At 59.3% G+C, this 22,331-nt stretch carries 17 protein-coding genes; all 17 read right to left on the bottom strand.

The features are described from left to right. Nucleotides 1-119 precede the first annotated feature (119 nt). Nucleotides 120-1,280, bottom strand: coding sequence for a pyridoxal-phosphate dependent enzyme (locus FHP24_RS26795; protein ID WP_246091961.1), 1,161 nt, complete (start codon nt 1,278-1,280; stop codon nt 120-122). Further along, a complete protein-coding gene (locus tag FHP24_RS26790; RefSeq protein ID WP_246091960.1) occupies nt 1,277-2,350 on the bottom strand; it encodes a DSD1 family PLP-dependent enzyme in 1,074 nt (357 codons plus the stop codon). Before FHP24_RS26790 ends, FHP24_RS26795 begins: the two co-directional genes overlap by 4 nt. 39 nt (nt 2,351-2,389) lie before the next feature. Further along, nucleotides 2,390-4,018 carry a GMC family oxidoreductase gene (locus FHP24_RS26785; protein ID WP_139679314.1) on the bottom strand — a complete coding sequence of 543 codons (1,629 nt, stop codon included), beginning with the start codon at nt 4,016-4,018 and terminating at the stop codon, nt 2,390-2,392. Further along, nucleotides 4,015-4,572: a gluconate 2-dehydrogenase subunit 3 family protein gene (locus tag FHP24_RS26780; RefSeq protein WP_139679313.1), complete on the bottom strand. Its 558-nt coding sequence runs from the start codon at nt 4,570-4,572 to the stop codon at nt 4,015-4,017. Before FHP24_RS26780 ends, FHP24_RS26785 begins: the two co-directional genes overlap by 4 nt. Then, the gene (locus FHP24_RS26775; RefSeq protein WP_139679312.1) at nt 4,569-6,041 is read right to left on the bottom strand and encodes an aldehyde dehydrogenase family protein; all 1,473 of its coding nucleotides are present in this window, start codon (nt 6,039-6,041) and stop codon (nt 4,569-4,571) included. The genes FHP24_RS26780 and FHP24_RS26775 overlap by 4 nt, the downstream gene beginning before the upstream one ends. An 11-nt stretch (nt 6,042-6,052) precedes the next feature. Continuing rightward, nucleotides 6,053-7,210: an amidohydrolase/deacetylase family metallohydrolase gene (locus FHP24_RS26770; RefSeq protein ID WP_139679311.1), complete on the bottom strand. Its 1,158-nt coding sequence runs from the start codon at nt 7,208-7,210 to the stop codon at nt 6,053-6,055. A 24-nt stretch (nt 7,211-7,234) separates the two neighbouring features. After that, on the bottom strand, nt 7,235-8,254 hold the full coding sequence (locus tag FHP24_RS26765) for an ABC transporter ATP-binding protein (RefSeq protein WP_139679310.1): 1,020 nt from the start codon (nt 8,252-8,254) through the stop codon (nt 7,235-7,237). Between the two features lie 27 nt (nt 8,255-8,281). Then, on the bottom strand, nt 8,282-10,171 hold the full coding sequence (locus FHP24_RS26760) for an ABC transporter permease (protein ID WP_139679309.1): 1,890 nt from the start codon (nt 10,169-10,171) through the stop codon (nt 8,282-8,284). A 137-nt stretch (nt 10,172-10,308) separates the two neighbouring features. Continuing rightward, entirely contained in the window at nt 10,309-11,583 is a 1,275-nt protein-coding gene (locus FHP24_RS26755) for an ABC transporter substrate-binding protein (RefSeq protein WP_246091959.1), read from the bottom strand. Nucleotides 11,584-11,856: 273 nt separating this feature from the next. Beyond that, nucleotides 11,857-12,792, bottom strand: coding sequence for a MurR/RpiR family transcriptional regulator (locus FHP24_RS26750; RefSeq protein ID WP_139679307.1), 936 nt, complete (start codon nt 12,790-12,792; stop codon nt 11,857-11,859). Nucleotides 12,793-13,007: 215 nt separating this feature from the next. Continuing rightward, on the bottom strand, nt 13,008-14,723 hold the full coding sequence (locus FHP24_RS26745; RefSeq protein WP_139679306.1) for a GMC family oxidoreductase: 1,716 nt from the start codon (nt 14,721-14,723) through the stop codon (nt 13,008-13,010). Nucleotides 14,724-14,771: 48 nt separating this feature from the next. Continuing rightward, on the bottom strand, nt 14,772-15,158 hold the full coding sequence (locus FHP24_RS26740) for a RidA family protein (RefSeq protein ID WP_139679305.1): 387 nt from the start codon (nt 15,156-15,158) through the stop codon (nt 14,772-14,774). 55 nt (nt 15,159-15,213) lie between these two features. Continuing rightward, complete coding sequence (locus tag FHP24_RS26735; RefSeq protein WP_139679304.1) at nt 15,214-16,740, bottom strand: aldehyde dehydrogenase family protein; 1,527 nt, start codon at nt 16,738-16,740, stop codon at nt 15,214-15,216. Next, entirely contained in the window at nt 16,737-17,546 is an 810-nt protein-coding gene (locus FHP24_RS26730; protein ID WP_139679303.1) for a creatininase family protein, read from the bottom strand. The genes FHP24_RS26735 and FHP24_RS26730 overlap by 4 nt, the downstream gene beginning before the upstream one ends. Beyond that, nucleotides 17,543-18,517, bottom strand: a complete 975-nt coding sequence (locus tag FHP24_RS26725) for an ABC transporter permease (RefSeq protein ID WP_139679302.1) — start codon at nt 18,515-18,517, stop codon at nt 17,543-17,545. The genes FHP24_RS26730 and FHP24_RS26725 overlap by 4 nt, the downstream gene beginning before the upstream one ends. Nucleotides 18,518-18,577: 60 nt before the next feature. Continuing rightward, nucleotides 18,578-21,154, bottom strand: coding sequence for an ATP-binding cassette domain-containing protein (locus tag FHP24_RS26720; protein ID WP_139679301.1), 2,577 nt, complete (start codon nt 21,152-21,154; stop codon nt 18,578-18,580). A gap of 115 nt (nt 21,155-21,269) precedes the next feature. Continuing rightward, complete coding sequence (locus FHP24_RS26715; RefSeq protein WP_139679300.1) at nt 21,270-22,289, bottom strand: sugar ABC transporter substrate-binding protein; 1,020 nt, start codon at nt 22,287-22,289, stop codon at nt 21,270-21,272. Between the last annotated feature and the right edge of the window lie 42 nt (nt 22,290-22,331).

Raw genomic sequence — 22,331 nt, 5'->3', positions numbered from 1 at the left:
CCCGAGGGCACCCGAACAGAACTACCGGCAGCGACCAATCTCGATCTTCGGTGTCCGGCACTGGATTTGGCGGGTAACCGCAGGCCACTTGATTGGTCCTGAAGCTGGGTATCAAAAATTTAGCTGGGAATTCCGTGAGCTTCGACATCAGACCATGCTGAAAAATCCTTAAAACCGTGCCCTGTGATAATACAGACGACTGTGTCCGGCATTCCGATCTTTCCTTCAGAAAAGAGACGGCGACAGGCGGCCAGTGACGTGGCTCCGGTGGGTTCGCAGAACAGACCGGCTTTGCGAGCAAGAGCGACCATCGCATCCTTGATATAATTGTCAGGGACCGCGACTGCCTCGCCTCCACTTTTGCGGATCAGGGATAGTGTATGGCTTCCCTCTTCGGGATAGCCCTGCAACGGATCAGAAATGCCGGATGCAATGGTTTGCGGCAATTCCCAAGGTTCCACCGTGTCCTGCCCTCCGGCGAACGCTCGCGCGATCGGGGCACATCCCTCGGATTGTGCCGCCACCAACCGGGGAACCTGCTCCGCGGTATCAAGAAAACCTTGGAAGACACCCTTTACGAGCGGGCCGGAACTGGTTGGAATGGAAATCCAGCCGGGTAGAATGCCTCCAAGCGCCTCAAAAATTTCCTGACCAACCAGCCGCAGAGCATCAACGCCGTAGGGATTGAGATATGTCGTCGTAAGATTGACATAGCCATGCTGGTCGCAGAGTTCCATTGCACGTTGGAAGGAGTTACCATAATGGCCCGACACTCGCTCCAGCGTCGCGCCATAAGCCATGATCTGCGCGAGTTTGCCGTGAGGTGTCGTCTCCGGGCAGCAGATAATTGCGGGTATTCCGGCATTGGCAGCGTAGCAGGCAGCAGCCGCCCCCGCATTCCCACTTGACGCGCTGACGATACCGCTCGCGCCGAATTCGATAGCGCGCGAGAGCGCGGCAGCCACCAGCCTGTCCTTGAAGGAACCGGATGGATTGCGTGTCTCATCCTTAACCAGAAGCGCGCCACGAAAATCGGGATGCAGCAAAGAAGATGGCACCTGCCGGAGAGGAGTTCCACCCTCTCCTAATGTTACCTCCTCACGAACGAAATCACTCGGATCCCATCTGCGGAACGGCTTTGCACGTTCAACTTCAAGAATGCCGGCACAGGCGGTACACCGGTAGAGAAGTTCGGGCGGGTAGAACGCGTTGCAAGCAAGACAACGCAATCCCGTCACAGATCCTGCCGCCGTTTTCATCTCGCTTTCGGCAAGACTCATTGCATCATACCTCTTGCGGCAACGGGAAAGACGCAATCCACTCGCTGGCCACGCATGCCGACATACCAGTCGTAGCGATCGACAGTCGGATCACAATGTCCGGGAACCAGGCGCAGCACCTCGCCAACCTTCAGCGACGTACCACGCAAGGCGAGCGTACCGTGTTCGTCAGATGCACCGACATAATCGATGTCCTCACGTCCGTGAACGAGCGGCAATCCGCTATCAATCGCGATACCTTTATGGCCACAGTCAACGACCGCGACGCCATCACGCGCGGCGCTCATTACCGTGCTCAACACGAAAAGAGACTGTTCGAACTCCGGCCTGGGGTTGTTGCGGGCGTAATCGGCATCCATGAAAATGTATGAGCCAGCCTGCATCTCGTTATAAACTCCACTGGCTGCCTCATGGCGGAAAGTACCGGTACCGGCTCCACCGACGATTTCGCAGGCGAGACCCTCGCTCCGGATTGCCTCCACAGTCTCCACCGTCTTCCGGACCGCGCTTGCGATCGCCTGCTCGCGCTCGCCTTCGCTACGCAAGTGTTGCGCACTGCCGTGGTAGGACTGCAGCCCACCGAAGATGAGATGGGGGCTTGTCGCGATCCGCCTTGCCAGTGCGGCCGCTTCCGCGCCGGGCCGAACGCCGCAGCGTACGCCCATCACGTCGATCTCGACCAACACGGTTAGACGTTGCCTGGCGGCTTCCGCCATCTGCTCGATGCGGTCGACCGTACCTGAGTCATCAGCGCAGATAGAAACCTTCGCCATCGACTGCAAGGCAACAAGCCGCTTGAGCTTGCGCTCCGCGACCACTTCGTTGGAAACAAGAATGTCCCTGACGCCGGACCAGGCTAGAACCTCTGCCTCCGCTGTTTTCTGAACGCATTGGCCGACGGCACCGCGTTCAATCTGCCAACTGGCAATAACTGGTGACTTGTGAGTTTTGGCATGCGCCCGCAGCCCGACACCAGCCTTGCGGCAGAATTCAGCCATACGATTCATGTTCGTTTCCATGACATCGAGATCGATCACCAGCGCTGGCGTATCAACCTCGGATTCATGCATTCCCGGCTCCGCCGGCGGAGGCTGCATCACGATATTACCTCAGGCTGCGATTGATGGGCGCGTCGTAATGGACAGCGTCTCGAAGTTGTCGCGAATATAGGCACTGGCACGCAGCGCCAGCGCGGAGATGGTCGGTGTCGGATTGACCACGCCGCCGGTTGCCAGAACGCTACCATCAACGATGAACAGATTCGGAACTTCCCAGGTCTGATGCCACTTGTTGACGACCGAGGTCTTCGGATCGCTGCCCATGCGGCAGGTGCCGATCATATGCCACGCCGGTGTGCGGTAAACGCCATCCTTGTCACGATAGTCATGCAGTTTGTATTCGAACGCGCCACACGCTTTGGCTAGCTCCTCCAGTCGGTCGAGCATATAGTTCATCATCCGCTTGTCGTTCTCCCCCGGCGCATATTGTGTCTTTGCTGCTGGGACCCCGTCCGAGTCTTTCAGAACGGGATCGAGCGTAACACGGTTTTCCGGATTGGGCAGATCGTCGCCAATGGCGAAAACACCGATCGAATGCCCGAAATGCCGCTGGAACCAGTTGTGATGTTCCTTACCCCACGGTGCGCGTGCGGACGTGAACCAGCCCGCCGCCAGTTCTCCGGCGGATGCCGTAGACGTAATGCAGTTGAAATTGAAACCATTGACGAACCCGCGGGATATGTCGGTTTCGGCGAACTGGCGTGATAACAGCGAGGCGACATAGCCGATCTGTCCGTCTACCGGCTCATCCACCCACATCTCGCAGGCGACCAAAGTGTGGTGCAGCAGGTGACGCCCGACCTGATCGTTGCTGTTGGCGAGGTTGTCCGAAGCCAGCAGAAGGCGCGGTGTACCGATTCCGTTTGCCGCAACGATGACAATCTTCGCCTTCTGGAAGTGTTTCTGTCCCGTATTGCGATCGATATAGAGCGCTCCGCTGGCTCGACCGTTGGAATCCTTTTCAATCTTCAGAACACGCGCATTGATTCTCAGCTCACAACCAGCTTCCAGCGCCTTCGGCCAGATGGACATGGAATATTTGCTCATCGAGCCACGCGGGCAGCCGTTGCAGGTACCACAATTGTTGCAGGCGGGGCGGCCGTCGTAATCCTCGGTAACCGCACCGGCTTCTGCTGGCCACCAGTGCCAGCCGAGTTCGTCGAACCCGGCGGCAAGGCGCTTCGCCACCTTCGAAACGGGCATCGGCCTTGTCGGACATTTTTCGCGCGTCGGCATTGCCGGATCGCCGGCCAATCCGGAGACCCCAACCAATCGGTCGGCTTCCTCATAATACGGGGCGATGTCCTCATAGGTGATAGGCCAGTCGGGTTGCATGCTGTGTTCTGTGCCCTTGCGGAAATCGGAAGGGCGATAGCGTGGCCAGATAGCGCCATAGACGTTGGTGGACCCGCCCACAGCGTTCCACATCAGGATTTGCGATGAGTCAGAATTGACCGGGAAATCGTCGGGATGGCTACGCTTGTTGACGTCCGGGCTCCAGTTGGTACGCCGCTGCCATGTCCAGTCCGCATGGAGATGCGGATGGTCCTTCGCCTCGACCCAGGAACCCTGCTCGAGACAGACAACGTCGAGGCCGGCTTCTGCCAGCACAAGGGCGGCGAGTGAACCGGTGGCACCAGCGCCGACGATCAGGATGTCACAGGTACGGTCGTTGTTCATCGATGAACCCCCCAACGGTGCGTTTTATTCGTTTCGAGATGAAGTCCTGACGTATCGACAGGTCGCATCTCCTCAGTTGTCAGGTAATGACCGCGTCCATGTTTCGGCGTGTCCCGCGTATAATCGAACGGTGACATCTGATAGCCAGAGACATGGGGGCGGATCGAATAGGGGCGGCCGGTCATGGCGATCGCCTCGACGATGAAGGGCGTCTCGTAATAGGCGAGTACCACCGCCGCATAGACCTTGTCGAACAGGTCCGGATCGGCGGCCTCGAAAGTCTGCACGGCTTCGATACGTGCATCTGGATCGTCGCTGCCGAGTCCGCCCATAGGCCATCCCAGTCCCTCGGCGATTTTCTCGAACATGCCGGGGGCGCCATCGACAAAAAGGCGCAGGGCGATGATGCCATGTACACCAGCCTCGGAAGCGGAAGGCCAACCGTCTGCGCCCGGTATCAGTTGGTCGACGAGGCATAGAAGAAGTCGTGTCTTTTCCACCGGCGTCAGGCGGACATTGCTGTCTGCCTGCGCCGCAACAGAAGCCATACTCATGAGTCAGCTCCCTTCCGATCGATGGTGATGGTGATCATCTTGAGTTCCGTCATTGCTTCCATGGTGTGGACGCCGCCGAGACGGCCGATGCCGCTCTTGGTGTTAGAACCACCGCCGAATGGCAGATGGATTTCCCACCATGTACTGCCGGCATTGATGTTGACGATGCCGGCCGGAATGGCCTTGGCGATTTCAACGCCGCGGGTCACGTCGGCAGTAAAGACGCCGACCGAGAGGCCGTATTCGCTGTCCAGCGCCAGATCCAGGGCTTCTGCTTCGTTCTGAAAGGCGAGAACCGGTACGACCGGACCGAAGGTCTCTTCACGGTTGATCTTCATATCGCGCGTCACGTCACGGATCACGGTCGGTTCGAAGTAGAGTTCGCTACCGAGGTCCGGCCGCGGCTTGCCGCCGATCAGCACCTTGGCGCCGTTGCTAAGAGCGTCATCCACATGCTCCTTCACTTTGGCAGCGACCTTGGGGTTGTTGAGTGGCCCCATGGTCGTCCCCTGATGGAAGGGATCGCCGAGGACATGCTTTGCCGCGTGTGCGGTTAGCTTCTCGCACAGGCTGTCGACGATCGAATGATGAGCAAGCACGCGGCCAGTCGCAGCGCAGACCTGGCCCGCATTGAAGAAGGCACCGCCGGCTGCCGCCGCAGCCGCCGCATCCAGGTCGGCATCCTCGAAGACGATGACCGGGCCGTTGCCGCCAAGCTCCAGAAGCAGAGGCTTACCGGCGCCACGCTCGGCGATCCGCTTACCGGTCGCCGCACTTCCGGTGAAGCCGATGGCAGCGACATCCGGATGAACGACAACCGCATCGCCCGCCGTCGCGCCCTCGCCGATGACCAGGTTCAACACGCCAGCCGGCAGGCCAGCCTTTTCTATCGCCTGCATCAGCGCGCAGGCGACCAGAGAAGTCGAAGGCGCCGGCACCCAGACGATCGCGTTGCCTGTGGCGATACCCGGCGCGAGATACTCGACCGGGATATTGACCGGAAAGTTCCACGGCGTGATCACGCCGTAGACGCCGCGGGGCTGACGAATGGTCATCACGAGCTTGGTCGCATCTTCTGCAGGAAGCGTCTGGCCCCCCATCTGCTTGACGAGCTCGGACGCGAGACGGAAGCCATCCGCGGCCTTGCCGACCTCGCCGAAGGCTTCGGCATAGACCTTACCCTGTTCGATGGACAATATCCGGGCAATGGATTCGCGTTCGGCATCGATGGCAGTACCGATCGCCACGCAGATTTCAGCGCGCTTGAACACCGGCGTTGCGGCCCATGCTTTGGCGGCCAGTTTCGCGGCTGACACCGCCGTCGCGACGGTTTCGCGGCTCGATTTCGGCAATTGGGCGATCACGGCCCCCGTCGCCGGATTGACGGCGGGCATGGTCTCCGATTCCAAGGCCCAGCTTCCGCCGATGAAATTACCGATTTTGGTGGTGGGAGTATATCCGGTATCCATGATCTTTCTCCTTATTCCGCTGCGGCGGCAATGGGTTGTGTGCTCGTGCCGACGTCGCGGCCGCCAATGACCAGGCCCGCGGCAAAGAGGCGCTGAGGCGCCATGACGATCTCGCCGCGTACATCTTCGAGTGCAAACGAGCCGTTGCGGAGTTCGAGCACGCTTGCATCGCCTTCGGCGCCGATCTTGAAAGTGCCCAGTTCCGGCCGCTGCAGGGCGTTTGCCGCATTGATAGTGGATGCGGCGATCACCTCGCTCATCGGCATGCCGAGTGCGAGGAACTTCGATAAAGTTGTCACCTGGTCGTAGGCCGGACCTTCGATGCAAAGTGCATGCACATCGGATGAAATCGTATCCGGTGGAAAACCCTGGTCCAGCATGGCGCGCGCCGTCTTCCAGGAAAACGAGCCCATTCCATGACCGATGTCGAACAGGACGCCGCGCTCGCGCGCCTCGAGAATTTCAGGCTTGATCTTGCCCTTGCCATCGACCGGGGAATTGGGGAACGGGCGATAACAATGTGTCAGCACGTCACCTTTGCGAAGACGCGAGACGACGGCTTCATAGGAAGGCGGCGGCTCGTCGATATGGCACATGACAGGAAGATTGGTCTCGTCGCCCACCTGCAATGCGATGTCGAGCGGCTGGATCCCGGATGGCCCGGAGGCGTGCTTGCCGATACGAACCTTGACGCCGATAATCACATCACGATTGGCATTGATAACTTCGACCGCCTCGCGTGCGGCCATCAGTCGCAGATCGTGGCTTTCGCCCAGCATGATATTCTTGGCAAAGCCATAGATACCTGCAAACGACACGTGCAGATAAACGAGAACGCGTGCCGTACTCTGCTCGATGACATGCTTGCGGAAGCCGGGAAAGTTACCCGGTCCGGCGCTTCCGGTATCCACACAGGTGGAAACCGCGCTCTGGCGCGCGAATGCATCCGGATCGACGCCGAGCGAAGTGCCACCCCAATAGACATGCGTATGAAGATCGATAAGGCCCGGCGTGACGATCAGGCCCGATACGTCGCGTTCCTGCAGGCCGGTAAGATTTTCGCCGAGAGCTGCCACCTTCCCGGCGGAAAAGGCCACGTCGGCGACACGGTCAATACTTTGGGACGGATCGATGATGTGACCATTTTTCAGTACGAGATCATATGCCATGACTGCGACTTTCGGTTATTAGCGTTATCTGGAGTGACTTACGCGGGCTCCGGTGTCCGCGTTGAAGTAGCGGAGGGCCTCGGGGCTTGCTCCAACGGTGATCGTTTCGCCCGGCGAAAGCCCGGCAATGTCGGTACAGGTGGCGCGCACGATATGCCCGCCGATCGCGATATCGAGGAACTGGAACGGACCAGCAGGTTCGACCAGCACCAGTTCGCCGCTGAGCGTGAAAGGATTGGCGATGCCGTTTCCGGGCTTCAGGTCATGGGGGCGGACGCCCACCACATGATCGGCCGCGCCGCCACAGAGATCGCCTGGTAGAAAATTCATCTGCGGGCTTCCGATGAAACCGGCAACGAAGCGATTGGCCGGACGGCTGTAGACGTCCATCGGGGCGGCGAACTGCTGCAGCACGCCATTATTCATTACCGCGATCCGGTCGGATAGAACCATTGCCTCCTCCTGGTCGTGGGTGACAAAGATGACGGTGATGCCGAGTTCCTTCTGCAACCGACGGATTTCCGTGCGCATATGGACACGCAGCGATGCGTCGAGGTTCGACAGAGGCTCATCCATCAGCAGGACGGAAGGATTGCGCACGATGGCGCGACCAACGGCGACACGCTGACGCTGGCCACCTGAAAGTGCTGCCGGAAGCCGGTCGAGCAGGGCCTGGATACCGAGAACGTCGGCGGCCCACGCAACCTGCTTGGCGATGGTTGCCGCATCGATCTTCTGCTGTCGCAACGGAAACGCGATATTGTCGCGAACGGTCATATGTGGATAGAGCGCGTAATCCTGGAAGACGAGTGCGATGTTGCGCTCGCGCGGCCCCAGATCCGAGATTTCACGTCCGTCAAAGCGGATCGAACCATCGGAAATCTCTTCGAGACCGGCAATGCAAAACAGAAGTGTCGACTTGCCGCAGCCCGACGGGCCGAGGAAGGAGATGAATTCTCCATTCTTGATCGAGAGGTCGAGACCTTTCAGTACATGCGTCTGGCCGTAACGTTTGTTGAGGCCGGCAATATTGATGGATGACATAGATAGCTTCCCTTCATCCGTTTTGAGTCAGCCCTTCACCGCGCCGGAAAGGGCGCCCTGAACGAGGTAGCGTTGAAAGAAGAATGCAATTGCAATGGGGGGTAGGATCGCCAGCACGCTTGCCGCGAACATCGGGCCATATTCGTAAAATCGTGCCTGGTTCAGGAAGCCCGCGATGATCACCGGGATCGTCTGGGTCTTCATGGTCGTCGTCAAGATCATGGCGAAGAGGAACTCGTTCCACGAGACGAGGAAACAGAATATCACTGCCGCGATGATGCCTGGCCGCACGATCGGCACGAGAACCTTGATGAACATGGTCCAGCGGCTGCAACCGTCGATCTGAGCTGCCCGCTCGAGGCTCGCCGGCAAGTTCTCGAAACTCGCTTTCATCATCCACGCGGCCAGTGGCATGAGGATGGTCGAATAGGCGATGATGACGCCGAGATAGGTGTCGATCAGCCCCATGGAACGGAACAGGATGAAGAAAGGCAGGACGAGGGTGAGCGCCGGCACCATGCGTGTCAGAAGCAGGGCCCAGAGGCTGACGGCGAAGAACCGCCTGTTCGCGTAGCGCGCAAAACCGTAGCCGGCGAAGGTGCCGAGCGCGACGTTGATCAGAGAGACGATTGCACCGATGACGAAACTGTTGAACAAGGCGACCGGAACACGCTGGGCCTGCACGCTCGTAGTCCCCTCCGCCATCAGTACCATGCGGTAGTTCTCAAGCGTCAACGAAGACGGAAAAACTGAGGGCGGCGTGCGGATGAGGTCGGTCGGGGGCGACAGGCTGATCATGATGAGAATGGCAACCGGTAGAAAGGACCACACGAAGATTGCCAGAACGCCTATGCCAAAAAACACCCGCGTTAGGTTGCGCTGCGTCGTCGGATGGATAAGCGGGCGCATGTTCCATGGTGGTATGACAACCATTGCGGGGCGAACTCTGGGGATTGTTGCGACAGGCTTTCCTGGAATCTCCGACGCAGGCTTCGGCTTCTTTGGGCTTAGAACGAAGAAATACAGAACGGCGAGAGCCAGGCTCAACATGGTCAGAAGGTAGAGCGTTGCGGCTCCTTCGCCGAAGCGTAGGAACTGGAAGGACTGGACGTAACCGAGCCATGACAGTGTCGTGGTCGCCGCTCCCGGTCCGCCGCGTGTCATGATCCAGATGATGTCGAACGTCATCAGCGCATTGATGGTGGAGACGATGGTAGAGAAGAGCAGCGACGATTTCAGCCATGGCAGCGTAATCGAGAAGAAGCGCCTGACTGGACCGGCACCATCAAGTATCGCAGCGCGATGCAGGTTGCCTGGCATCGACTGCAACGCCGACAGCATCATCAGGGCAGTGAGCGGCGCCTGATTCCATATCTGAGTAATTGCAACGAGATTCAGCGCTCGAAAGCCGTCACCGAACCATGCCGTGGCAAGTGAGCCTAGCCCGAGATCATGAAGCAGGCCGTTGAGGAGACCGAAATTTCCGGCATAGATGAATGACCAGAGCACGCCAATAGACACCGGCGCCATGGCCCACGGAATGAGGACGACGCTACGCAACAAGCCGCGCCCAAAAAATCTCTGGTTCAGCACCAGTGCGAAAATGATGCCAAGCACGGTGGTACCAACAACTGCCAGTACCGAGAAATAAGCCGTTCGCCCGAGCGCCGCCCAGAAGTCAGCGTTTTGGAACACGCGGCTATAATTGGCGAAGCCGACAAATATCCATTTCTTGGTAATCGGATTGGTGCTGTTGAAGGAAAGATACAAGCTGTAGAGCAATGGGATGCCGACAATCAGCACCATAAGCACAAGGACCGGTGCCACGGTGAGGTAGGCAAAGGCGGGCGCGGTGCCGACACGGCGGCGGCGCGGCGCGACAATGTCGATTTTGGGCGCGTCTGCGGTAAGCGTCATGATATCCCTCGCATGTCATCGCAGGTAGACACCGCATCGGCGCGCCTTACGATCATTTTGGGGGCTGAACTCCGGAATGCGGCCGCCATCGCCGATGTACGACGGTCGCATTCTCCAACTTTGCGGATATCCGGTTTCTACTGGTACTGAGACTTGAGCTCGGTTGCCTTTTCAGCCAGACGCGTGACGAGTTCGTCTGTGGAACTGCCTGAGCGGATATATTCCTGCACCTGTTGCATCATGAACATATCCCATTCAGGGAACCAAATGGCCTTGCCGATGGCACGCGACGTCGCCATGCCTAGCTGCTGTGACGACACATTCAGATCACGCCATTTGGAAAAGCTTTCGACGATGTCGGGATCAGCCATGACTTCCTTGTAGCCAGAGCCGAGGCCGAACTCGAGCGCCCAGCGCTTGATGACGTGATACTCGCCATCGCTTGCTTTGCCGCCAAAAAACTTCAGCAGGTTCCAGACGCGCTCTTCATCGACGGGTTGTGCGCCCATCAGATAAGAGGCGGTCCAGGCCATGGTGGAGCGTGTGGCACCGGGCATCAGTGAATTGCGGACCTTGCCGGCGATCTTGGAAACAGCCGGGTCGTTGGCGACCTTGTGGTTATAGTCATGGACAACCATGAAAGTGTGCCTGCCCGAAGCATAGGATGGCACGCCCTCACCTGGCAGCGTCATGATATCAGCGGTAACGAGGCCTTCCTTGTAAAGGGTCTGGTGCACTTCGAGGATTTTTCGCAATGCCGGCTCGTCGATGAAATTGCCGTCCGCGTCAAAGACCTTCGCGCCCTCCGAATACCAGCAGGCAAACATGTTCCATGACATGTTCGGCCAGTTCTGCTGCCACATGCCGTGGAACGGCGCATCGGAAATGCCGTCGGCCTTGAGTTTGCGACAAGTTTCAAGCACCGCATCCCAAGTGGCAGGCGCTTCGACTCCAGCTTTCTGAAGATGCTCCTCGTTGTACAGGAAGGTGTTGTAACCGGCATAATACGGCAGGCCGCACAGTTCGCCCGTCGGCAGCGACAGGGATTGGACACTGACCGGGAACATGCCGGCCTTGATCTCATCCACGCCCGGAAGCTCTTCGATGCTGCGGATCCATTCGGCCGTATGCCAACGCGCGATGTAGTTCTCTTCGGCATAAAGCATGTCGAGATGCTGGCCGCCGGTCAGCTTAGTTTCAGCCAGCGGATGGTAGTCACCGGAAATGAGTTCGTAAGCGACGTTCTCGTCGTATAGTTTCATGAAAGTTTTGACGTTTTCCTCGACGATAGAAGGCTGATACTGCCAGCCTGCAAAAGTCAGGGCCGTCGATGGTGCAGCAAAGGCGCGTCCGCCAAGCATGGAAGCAGCTGCGAGGCCTCCCATCCCTTTCATTACGTGGCGTCTGGACATGAGTATTCGTTCTAGCGAAGAAGTCATGCTAGTTCCCCTTAGCGATGGCTTGTTGGAGCGGTATTCCGGTTCCCTCGGAATATGCAGAAACTAAATCTGCCCGTGTCGTATCGACTTACAGGCGTCTCAATGCGCTACAGCCATAACTATGAGCCATTTTTTCAGGCTGTCTATAGAAATTTCACTTCCAGATCATTTTATTGCATTTCCTTGCCTCAGCCTCAAATTATGCGATTTTTTTGATCAGAAAATGCAAAAAATAGCCGCTGATATTTAGTCACATAGCGGCTGCACGTCTGGCTTATCTCTTGACGTCGCCAGCTGCTGCTTCAAGCGCCGTAGCTTTTCGCGTCCGGTGTCATTTCGAGCGATCGCGACACTGTAGGCGATGATATCGATCGCGATGAGGTAGGCATATCGCATGGATGATGGGCTCAGGATGTCGTCGTCTGGAGGGCTATCTACGGCCAGGACCGCATCAACGGCTGTCGCCAAGCTGGAATTGCTGGGAGCAAGCGCCACCGTCGTTGCACCGTATTCGCGTGCAACTGAGACCGCACGTTCCAAACCGCTGTTTTCTCCGGTAAGAGAGCAGCAGAGAACGAGATCCTGCTTGTCAACGGTCGCGGCAAGCATGAACTGCATCTGATGATCACAGCAGGGTATAACGCGAATACCGAGGCGAAAGAAGCGGTTCTGAATCTCTTCGATCAGCCATGAAGATACACCGCCACCGCCAAAAGCGTAGAGCGTCGTACAATGGCTTACCAGATCGACTACGCGACTGGCCTGAGAAAGATCAATCCCGTGGCTTACGTCATCGATGGTCTTCTGTGCACGCTTGCTGACCCGCTCAGCGACCTCTTCGATCGAGGCAGGAGGCGTCATTGGTTCGAGATAGTGAATCCCGACCCGCACGGAGCCCATGATCTTCAGCTTCAAGTCCTTCAAACCGTCACAACCGATCGTACGCGCAAAGCGCGTAATCGTGGGCGCAGAGACATTGAGCCATGTCGTCAACTCCTCGATTGGAAGTTCGACAAAGCGATGGGGTTCGGAGAGTATTGCATCGGTGATCCGACGGTTCGATTTCGACAATGCTTCACGCGTATCGACCAGTTTCGCAAGAATGTCTTGAGCTCTCGCTTTATCATTGGTGCGAGTGGCAGCGCGTGTGACGGTTATAGTGCTTGATCGTTTCAACGTCATCGGATCTCCAATTTCTGGAGAAAATCCAACCAAAGCACTGGCCTGTCAACAAACCTGCCCCATGGAACCCATGACGTAAGGTTCACCGAAAGCTTTCGCCGGCGATCGAACGCAGCTCATTTCTCCTCGAAAGCCATATCTTCTCGGATAGACGCTTGATGTGGCTGAGAATAAAAAACTTGCCTCGGGCGATGTATCGGGTGGAGCGATCCGGTTCATGCTGCCTCAAATTTGAGTATATCCGCGATCTTTTCGGCCATCATGATCGTCGGAAGATTGGTGTTTGCACAAGGAATGGTCGGCATGATCGACGCATCGCAAACATAGAGGCCTTCTACCCCCCGCACCTTACCCGATGCATTGGTGACTGCCATTCGGTCGCCGTCGGCGCCCATGCGGCATGTGCCCGACGGGTGCCAGACCCCACCGACGACTTCGGAAATATAGGCCTCGAGTTCGGAGCGGTTGCCAGCAAGCCGCTTCGGGTCATCGTAGTTAGCGAGCATATATGGAAAGGCCTTTTCTCGCAGGCTGCCGATCGCATCGAGACCGACCGCGCCGATGGCGGTAACGGCGGCGCCGAGGCGCGATGGTTTTGAAAACAGCTTGCCTATTTCGGACATGCCGCCAGCATAGACACCGGATACGACGGAGCCGAGGCTTGGATCGGATGTCAGGCGCACGGCACGTTCGAAGGCGTCGGCAAGGCGAACGAGATCGCGGCGGTCGGAAAGCATGCGGAAATCGATCCGCGGTGATGCATCCGGCGATACTGGATCAAGCAAAAGCTGGCCGCGCGAATAGGACTTGTTGACCCAGAAGAATACCGAGCCGAGCTGCCGGCCGACCGAGTGCCAGGCGGCACGCGTGACGAAATTCATATGCATGTCTCCCTCCGGACAGCCTTCGAGGCCGGAGGAGAAACGGTAGCCGATGGGAATATGATAGTCCGGCACGCCCTTCTGGCGGGCGGCGGGCTTCAGGAAAGGCACGAGACCGGCGGAGGGGTGCTCCATCAGGTTCTGGCCGATGCCAGGCAGATCGCGCAGAACTTCGATTCCGCAATCGACGAGATGGGCCGCCGGACCGATACCAGATCGCATCAGCATGGCGGGTGAGGCAAGCGCGCCGGCAGAAAGCACAACGCGTGCCGCTCGAAGTTCTTCCCGGACACCTGCTCGAAGGACCGTAACCCCGGTCGCCTTGCCCTGTTCGACCAGCAGTCGCGAGACCGTGGTTTCCGTACGGATGTCGAGATTGGTCCGGCGGCGGACCTCCGGCGTCAGATAGGCCCAGGCGGTGCTGACGCGACGGGCATTTTCGTCCATGTTGACGGCCATTTCGAACAGGCCTTCCTGCCACACGCCATTCTGGTCGGGTAGAAATGGAATGCCCTTCTTTTCGCAGATCGCCAGCATGGCGCGGGTGAAGGGCGTCCACAGGACCTCCCCACGGCGACGGATCGGAAACGGACCGGTCTGGCCGTGCAGTTCGTTATCGAAATCGAGGTCGCGTTCGAGCTTCTTGAAATAGGGCAGGCATTCCTCCCAGGACCAGCCGTCCACGCCCATCTCACCCCATTCGTCATAGTCATGGGGAGCGCCGCGATTGGCGCCGATGCCGTTGATGGCCGAGCCACCGCCCAACACGCGAGCCTGCTCGTAGCGGGAAGCTTTGGCCTCGGACCGGTTCGAACCGGTATAGGGATAGGAGGCCTTCAGGTTCCAGGTGTAGCGCGGGTTGGAATAGGCAACACCCGGATAGGGGTTGGCGAGATCCGGAAAGTCTTCCGGGCGGGCTGCATCCATCCCGGCCTCCAGCAGGATGACACGCGTATGCGGGTTTTGGGTGAGCCGGGAGGCGAGCACGCAGCCCGCGGATCCTCCTCCTACGATGATATAATCCGCATGAATGATGTCCGCAGTGCTCATGTCAGTCCTCGAGGAGCCGGGTGGGAATGTTGATTTGGAAGAGGTCGTTCAGGGCGCTTTGTAGGCGATGCAGTCGACCTCGACCTTGCAGTCGACGACCATGCGTGTTTCCACACAGCAGCGCGCCGGCGGGTTGTCGCCGAAATACTGCTCGAACACGCCGTTGAAGCTCCAGAAGTCACGTGCATCGTCAACCCAAACGCCGACGCGGACGATGTCGGAAGGCTGGTATCCAGCATCCTTGACGATGGTCAGCATATTCTCGATGGCGATTTTGGCCTGTTCGACGATGCCGCTGCCAACGACTTCGCCGTCACGCATCGGCGTCTGGCCGGAAACATACAGCCAGCCGCCGGCTTCCACCGCCTTTGCAAAAGGAAGCTTGCGGCCGCCCGAACCACGGCCCTCGCCCAGTCCATGTCTGATGATTGTCATGATGTTTTCCTCTCGATGCTTCGCCGCACAACCTGCGTCGGCTTTAAAACGGCTCTCAGCGGGTGATGTCGATCGTCATGGTCTTGAGATCGCACATCTCCATCAACGTGTGTCGACCGCCGGTTCTGCCGAGCCCGCTATTGGTGCCGGCAGCTCCGCCGGCCGGGATATGCGGCTCCCAGTAGCAGCTCTTCTCGTTGACGTTGACGATGCCGCAACGAAGGCTTTCCGTGTAGAAGAAAGCCCGTTTGATGGAATTGGTGAAGACTGCTGCGTTGAGACCATAGGGGCTGGAAGCCGCAAGTTCGAGTGCCTCCTCATCGGTCTCGAAGGTGAGAACCGGTGCTACGGGCCCGAAGGACTCTTCCTTGTTGAGCAGGCTTTCGCGGGTCAGGCCTGTCACGACGGTCGGCTCGAAATAGAGATTGGTCGGCATGCCCGCAGCGATCCTGCCGCCCTTCACCACATCGGCCTTTCGCGCAAAGGCGTCGTTCATGTGTTCCAGCATCTTGTCCAGAGCGGAGGCGTTGTTGACAGGCCCCATGGTCGTCGATGGGTCGAAGGGGTCGCCCATGCGCACCTTCTCGGCGGCTTTGATCAGCCCCTCGACGAAGCGGTCGTGGATTGACTTGTGCACCAGGATGCGTTCGGTCGCGGTGCAGATCTGGCCGGCATTGGCAAAGCAACCCGCGCCGACGAGTTCGGCCGCGAGATCGATATCGGCATCCGGCAACACGATGGTCGGGCCGTTGCCCCCCATTTCGAGCAATAGCGGCTTTCCGGCACCACGGCGGGCTATGATGCCACCAGTGACGGAGCTGCCGGTGAAGCCGATCGCGTGCGTACCTGGATGAATGACAGCCTCGTCCCCCACTTCCGCACCGTCGCCGAGCACGAGGTTGATGACGCCATCGGGAAGGCCTGCCTCGATGAGGCACTCCATCAATGCGACGGCGATCAACGAGGTGGTCGGCGCCGGAATCCAGACGACCGTGTTGCCTGTCGCGACCGCCGGGCCGAGATAATAGAGGCATGGCAGGCCGAGCGGGAAATTCCACGGCGTGATGATGGCGAGTACGCCCTTCGGCTGCAGGAAGGAGAATGCTCGCTTATTGGCATCGGCGACCGGAAAAGCGGCCGTTTCCAGCCACTTCATCTGCTCGGCAGCATTGCGGAAACCGAGCGAGGCGGCGCCCACCTCGGCTTTTGCTTCGCTGTGAAACGGCTTGCCCTGTTCGAGGCAGAGAAGACGGGCAAGCTCGTCGGTACGACGGTCGATCTCGTCGGCGATCTTCATGCAGAGCGCCGCCCGCTGGAAAACGCCCATCTTGGAGATCAGCGGACGCGCGGCATCAGCCGCTTCGACAGCACGGCCGACATCGGCGCGGGTGGAAAGCGCGAGATAGCCGAGCTCCTCGCCCGTCGAGGGACTGTCTATCTTCAGGAATTTGCCGGAACTGCCGGGCAGCCATTGCGAACCGATACGGTTGGTGCCGACACGAAGCCCCGTGGACGGCTCAGCTACGATGGGCATCCCGCGCAGGTTGGGGCCGTCGAGAGAGGATTTGAACTGGACCGTCATGGGATGCTCCTTTGACCGTATTCCGATTGAATCTTGAGTATGGTTTCGCGGCTGCGCCGCACCGCTTCGACAAACAGACGTTCGCCGGCCTCGCGTGAGGCTTCCGAAGGCGTGCCTATGACGCCATTGTCCCGGATCTGTTCGAATGGCCGCCAGACGGTGACTGCCGGCCCGGCATAGAGATGCGGATCGGGCCACGAAGGCGGCGTTCCTCCTTCGGGGATCAGGTTTTCGCGCACGCTTTCAGGGATGACATGCATCATCAGCGAAGTTTCAAGCGCGCAAGCATGTCCCGTTCCGCCGGCATGATCCGGCAGGACCTCGGACGCGACGTCCGCAATCAAGTCGAAATAGGAAAAACCTGCCGAAACCACGCCTTGACGGCCGAGCGTCGTGATAGCCACCTGGATCGCCGCGCGGTTGCCGCCATGCCCGTTGATGATCACCGGCAGGAAGCCATCCTCCCACAGGCAAGTGCAGAGATCGACCAAGACGGCGATGAAGGTCTGCGGGCTGAGGCTCATCGTACCGGCGAAGGCGCGATGATGCTGCGACGATCCATAAGCAAAGGGTTCGCAAACCCGGATGCCGCGCTCTCCCTCGGCCGCGGCATTGGCGACGGCCGAGGCAAGCCAGATATCGAGCCCCATCGGCAGGTGCGGGCCGTGTTGCTCCACGGCGCCGGTCGGCAAAAGCGCCACCGGCCGGTTGGTCCCTTCACCGACGAGATATGCTGCGTCCGGTGAAGTCATCCACCCGAAAGAAGGTGGACCTTTCGCAAAGAAGTCGTACAGGGGCCGGCTCATCGTACCGGCTCCAGCAGACGGGTTTTGGCATAGGTCATGCCGGTATCCGCCAGAAGTGCCGCCATGATGATCGCGCCCTTGTAGAGTTCGAGGCTCGACGGATCGGTACCGAAGATGCGCAGCGCCGTGGTCAGCAGACTGACGATAAGGGCACCGACCACCGTGCCCCAGACGGTGCCACGACCACCGAAAATGCTTGTGCCGCCCAGCACGGTCGCAGCGATCGCATCGAGCAGCAGCGAGGTGCCGCCGATATTCGGTGTCACCACCGGCACTCGGCTGATCATCACCACCGCCGTCAGAAAGACGAACAGGCCTGACGCGGTGTAAATCAGGATCGTGTGACGGGTCACCGGGATGCCCGCGAGTTCTGCCGCTCCGGCATCCGAACCCAGTGCATAAGTGCGCAAACCGAAGCGAGTCAGACGCATCAGGACGGCCGCGGCGATCACGATCGCGAGCGTGGCGAAGATCACATGGGGAATTCCGAAACTGCGCTCGATGCCGATGAAGCGCAGCGTCGGATCCTTCAGCATCAGCACGCCCTTGGAGGCGACGGCAAGGGTTGCTCCCTGCAGCACAACCATGGCCGCCAGCGTGGTGACGAAAGGCGGAATTTTCAGCAATGAAATGACAAGGCCGTTGACGAGACCGACTATCAGCATCGCAGCAAGACCGATCGCAAGCGAGCCCGGCAGGCCGAAACCCGCATCGATCAGGCTTGCGATCAACACGGCGCAGAAGGCCACGCCGACGCCGGCGGCCAGATCGATACCGCCAGTCAAAAGGACGATCAGCGCTCCGATCGCCAGGACTGCGATCGGCGTCGCCTGCGATACGATGTTGATCAGGCTCTGGCTGGAAACCACGCGCGAATCGACGACGGCGAAGATCGCCATAAGGGCCACAAGAAGGATCAGCGGCGAAAGGTCGAGAACCTTCTTAAGGGCGAGATTGCGGGAAGAAATCATGTCAGTTCATCCTTCTACCCGGTCGAGATATGCAGGAATGAGAGGGAGACGCAGCTTTAATCACGTTGTGGCCTCCATGGAGAACTGACCGACGGAGGGTGCCGCACTGCGTTGTGCCCGAGGCGTGCAGGCGCGGCGGTGATTTTCACCGAAGGCAAGCGCCATGACGTCCTCCTCGGTGGCGCCGCGTTTCAGTTCGCCGACCGAGCGGCCCTCGCACATGACGACGATGCGATCTGCGACACCCAGAACTTCGGGTAGCTCGGACGAGACCATGATGATCGCCGCGCCCTGTTGCTTGAGTTTGGCAATCAGGTGATGCAGGTCGGACTTGGCGCCGACATCGACCCCGCGGGTTGGCTCGTCGAGGAGAATGACGCGCGGCCTGGTGGCCAGCCACTTGCCGATCACGACCTTCTGCTGGTTTCCGCCGGAGAGTTCGATCGTCATTTTGTCGGCCTGCGCCGGGCGCACGCCAAGCGATGCGATCAATTCTCGCGCCAGCCGCCGGATGCCGGCCATGTGCAGGATGCCGAACCGACTGTGCTCACGCATCCAGGCGAGCGAAAGGTTGTCGCGGATCGACATGGTGCCGACAAAACCTTCGAGATGGCGATCTTCGGGGATGTAGACGATGCCGGCGCGATTAGCAGCTTTCAGATTGCCACCGGCCTGGCGCTCGCCAAACACGTCGAGCGTACCTTCCTGGATGGTATCAAGCCCGGCAATCAGGCGCAGTACCTCGGAACGGCCGCTGCCCATCAGACCGGCCAGTGCGACGATCTCGCCGCAGCGAACGTGGAGCGAGGCGGAATGCAACAGCTTGCCATTGGAGATGTTGTTGACCTTGACCGCGACCTCGCCGATCTCGGCCTCAAGATGCGGGAAGATGTCTCCGACCTCACGTCCAACCATCATCGAAACGATCTCGGCCTCGTCCGTCTCGGCGGTCTTGCGCTCGCCAATGAACTTGCCGTCGCGCAGCACGACGACGCGGTCGCACTGGTTGAAGATCTCCTCCATCTTGTGGGAGATGTAGAGGATGCCGGCACCCCGCGCCTTCAGCCGATCGATCAGCGTATAGAGCTGATCCCTTTCACGGTTGGAAAGCGCACTTGTCGGCTCGTCCATTACCATGAACCAGGCGTCGGCCAACACGGCGCGGGCAATTTCCACCATCTGCTGGCGACCGACCGAAAGCGTGCGCAGTTCTGCATCGACGTCGATATCAAGCGAAAGTTCCGACATGATCGCACGTGCCTCGCGTCGCATGCGGCGACGGTCGAGAAGGCCGAAAGCGGTGCGAGGTTCGCGACCGACGAACATGTTTTCGGCCACCGTCAAGTCCGGTGACAGGCTGAAATGCTGATGGATAACGCTGATACCCTTGGCATCGTTGGGAGACGCGAACGTCACGGGCTTTCCATCGACAAGCAGCCGGCCTTCGTCCGGGCGGTAGACGCCGGAGATGCACTTGACCAGCGTTGATTTGCCGGCACCGTTCTCACCGGCAAGCGCCACCACTTCGCCGGCAGTGACAGTGAAGGAAACACCGTCGAGTGCCTTGACGCCGGGGAAGATCTTGCCGATGCCGCTGAGCGTGATCGAATGCTTTTCGCCATTGGTCTCGGCTGCAACTGCCGCAGCAGAGGATCCGGCAAATTTTGCACGACGCCGCAGCGAGCCGACGAGCCGCGTGATAGTCTCGGGCTGGCTGGTCAGCACGGCGACGACAATCAGCGCGCCGGTAATGTAGTAGATGATAATCTGCGGCACCTGCAGGAACGAAAGGCCGGTGTTGATCACACCCAGCAGCAGCGCACCGATGGCCGTGCCCCAGATGGAGCCTCTGCCACCAGAAAGTTTGGTACCGCCGATGATGGCAGCGGTGATAGCGGTGAATTCAAGGCCGGTTCCGGCGAGCGGCTGGGCCGAACCGAGACGTCCAATGGTCAGGATAGCACCGAGGCCTGCAGTGGCGCCGGCGATCAGGTAGACCGAGATGCGCACGAGTTCGACCGGCACCATGGAGACACGAGCAGCCTCGGCATTGCCACCGATCGCGTAGATCCAGCGACCGTAGACGGTGCGGCGGAGTACGAACCACCAGACACAGAGAACAATACCGGCGATCACCACCGAGACCGGCAGCAGACCGACCGTGGCACGTCCCGCATAAAGCACGGCGGGGTCGGCTATTGGCAAGCTCGATGCGCCTGACAGGCTAAGCGAAAGCCCGCGGGCGAAAGCCATTGTCGCCAGTGTGGCGATAAAGGGAGAGATGCCGGCGAAACCGATGAGCAAACCATTGAGCAGTCCGATCAGCGCACCGCTGGCAATGGCTGCGATCAGGGTCAGCGTCGCCGAACCTGTCGACGCGAAAACTATGCCTGCCGCAACACCTGCGAAGGCAAGCGTGCTGCCAACGGAAATGTCGATTCCTCGGGCGATGATGACCGCAGTCATGGCGAAGGCAACAAGTGCGATCACAGCACTTTGCTGAGCGATACTGACGAAATTGCCAGTCGAAAGGAACCGAGGATCGATCCAGCCGAAAACGGAGATCGCGACCACGAGCACGACGACCAGAACCGGTTCGTTGTGGCGCAATAGGGATATGATCCGGGAGTGTGACACGTGCGACCTCCATCAAAAGGTGTGCACCGATCGCCGCGGTAGAAGCGATGTGCAAGCAACTATGGATTGGAGTGACCGATGCAGGTTGGGAAGCACCGGTCATCCCATGACGGCTTTACTTGCCGACAGTCATGGCCGACGCCGGCACTTTCGGGCCGAGCTGTTCGGTATAGTTCTTGGCCTCGACGGCCTGCTTTTCGGTGTTGATATAGTCGACGGTCAGGCCGGCGGACTTCAGCTTTGCGGCCGTTTCGTCGGAGGTGACGAAATAGGTCGGCATGTAGAGATCCTTGGGAAGGTCCTCACCCTTGGCGAGGCGGGCGGCGACTGCGACGTTCCAGTAGCCGACACGGTAGGCGCCGGTCATGACGTCCATCACCATCTTGCCGCTGTCGATCAGGTCCTTCATCTCGGCGTCGCCGTCATAACCGCCATAGATGAGCTCGCTACCCATCGCGGTAGCGACGGAATCGGCTGCCAGGCAAAGGCTGTCGGAAATGCAGGCAACGGCCTTCAGGTCTGGATAGGTGGTCAGCCAGGTCTGGGCGGCGTTGGTCGCCTTGGCAGCGTCCCAGCCGGTGGGTTCGACACCGACGATCTTGATGTTGGGGAATTCCTTCTGCATCGTCTCGACAAAGCCCTTTTCGCGGGTGTCGGAGACGAAATTGCCGCGCGAGCCGACGAGAAGGGCAATTTCACCCTCGCCGCCAAGCGAGGTTCCGATGGCGCGTGCCACCATGGCCATGTTGTTATAGTCGGGATAGAGCGTCGAATAGTTTGCGCCGGCCTCGACCTTGTTGCCCATGGTGATGACCGGAATGCCGGCGGCGGTTGCCTTTTCGATGGCGGGAACGACGGCGTTCTTGTCTATCGGATCGATCAGGACAGCGCTGACGCCCTGATTGATGAAGTTCTCTATGATGCCCACCTGCTTTTCCAGGCTGCCTTCGGCACTTTGCCAGGTGGATTTGACACCGTAATCGGAGGCCGCGACGTCGCCGGCTTCCTTCATCCGGACGTAGAAGGAGTTCTGCAGATCGATTGCCGCGAGGCCCAGGACCTTTTCCTGTGCCATGGACGGAGTTGCCAGTGTGAGTGCGACCAGCGCGACGGATGCTTTCAGAATGCTACGCATGTTTTAGTTCTCCTCTGCCATCAGCAGTTCATTGGATGGTGG

Source organism: Aliirhizobium smilacinae (assembly GCF_006335145.1).
GTDB classification, from domain to species: domain Bacteria; phylum Pseudomonadota; class Alphaproteobacteria; order Rhizobiales; family Rhizobiaceae; genus Neorhizobium; species Neorhizobium smilacinae.
Note: the sequence above shows the minus strand (reverse complement) of the source record. Positions and strands in the feature narration are given on the sequence as shown.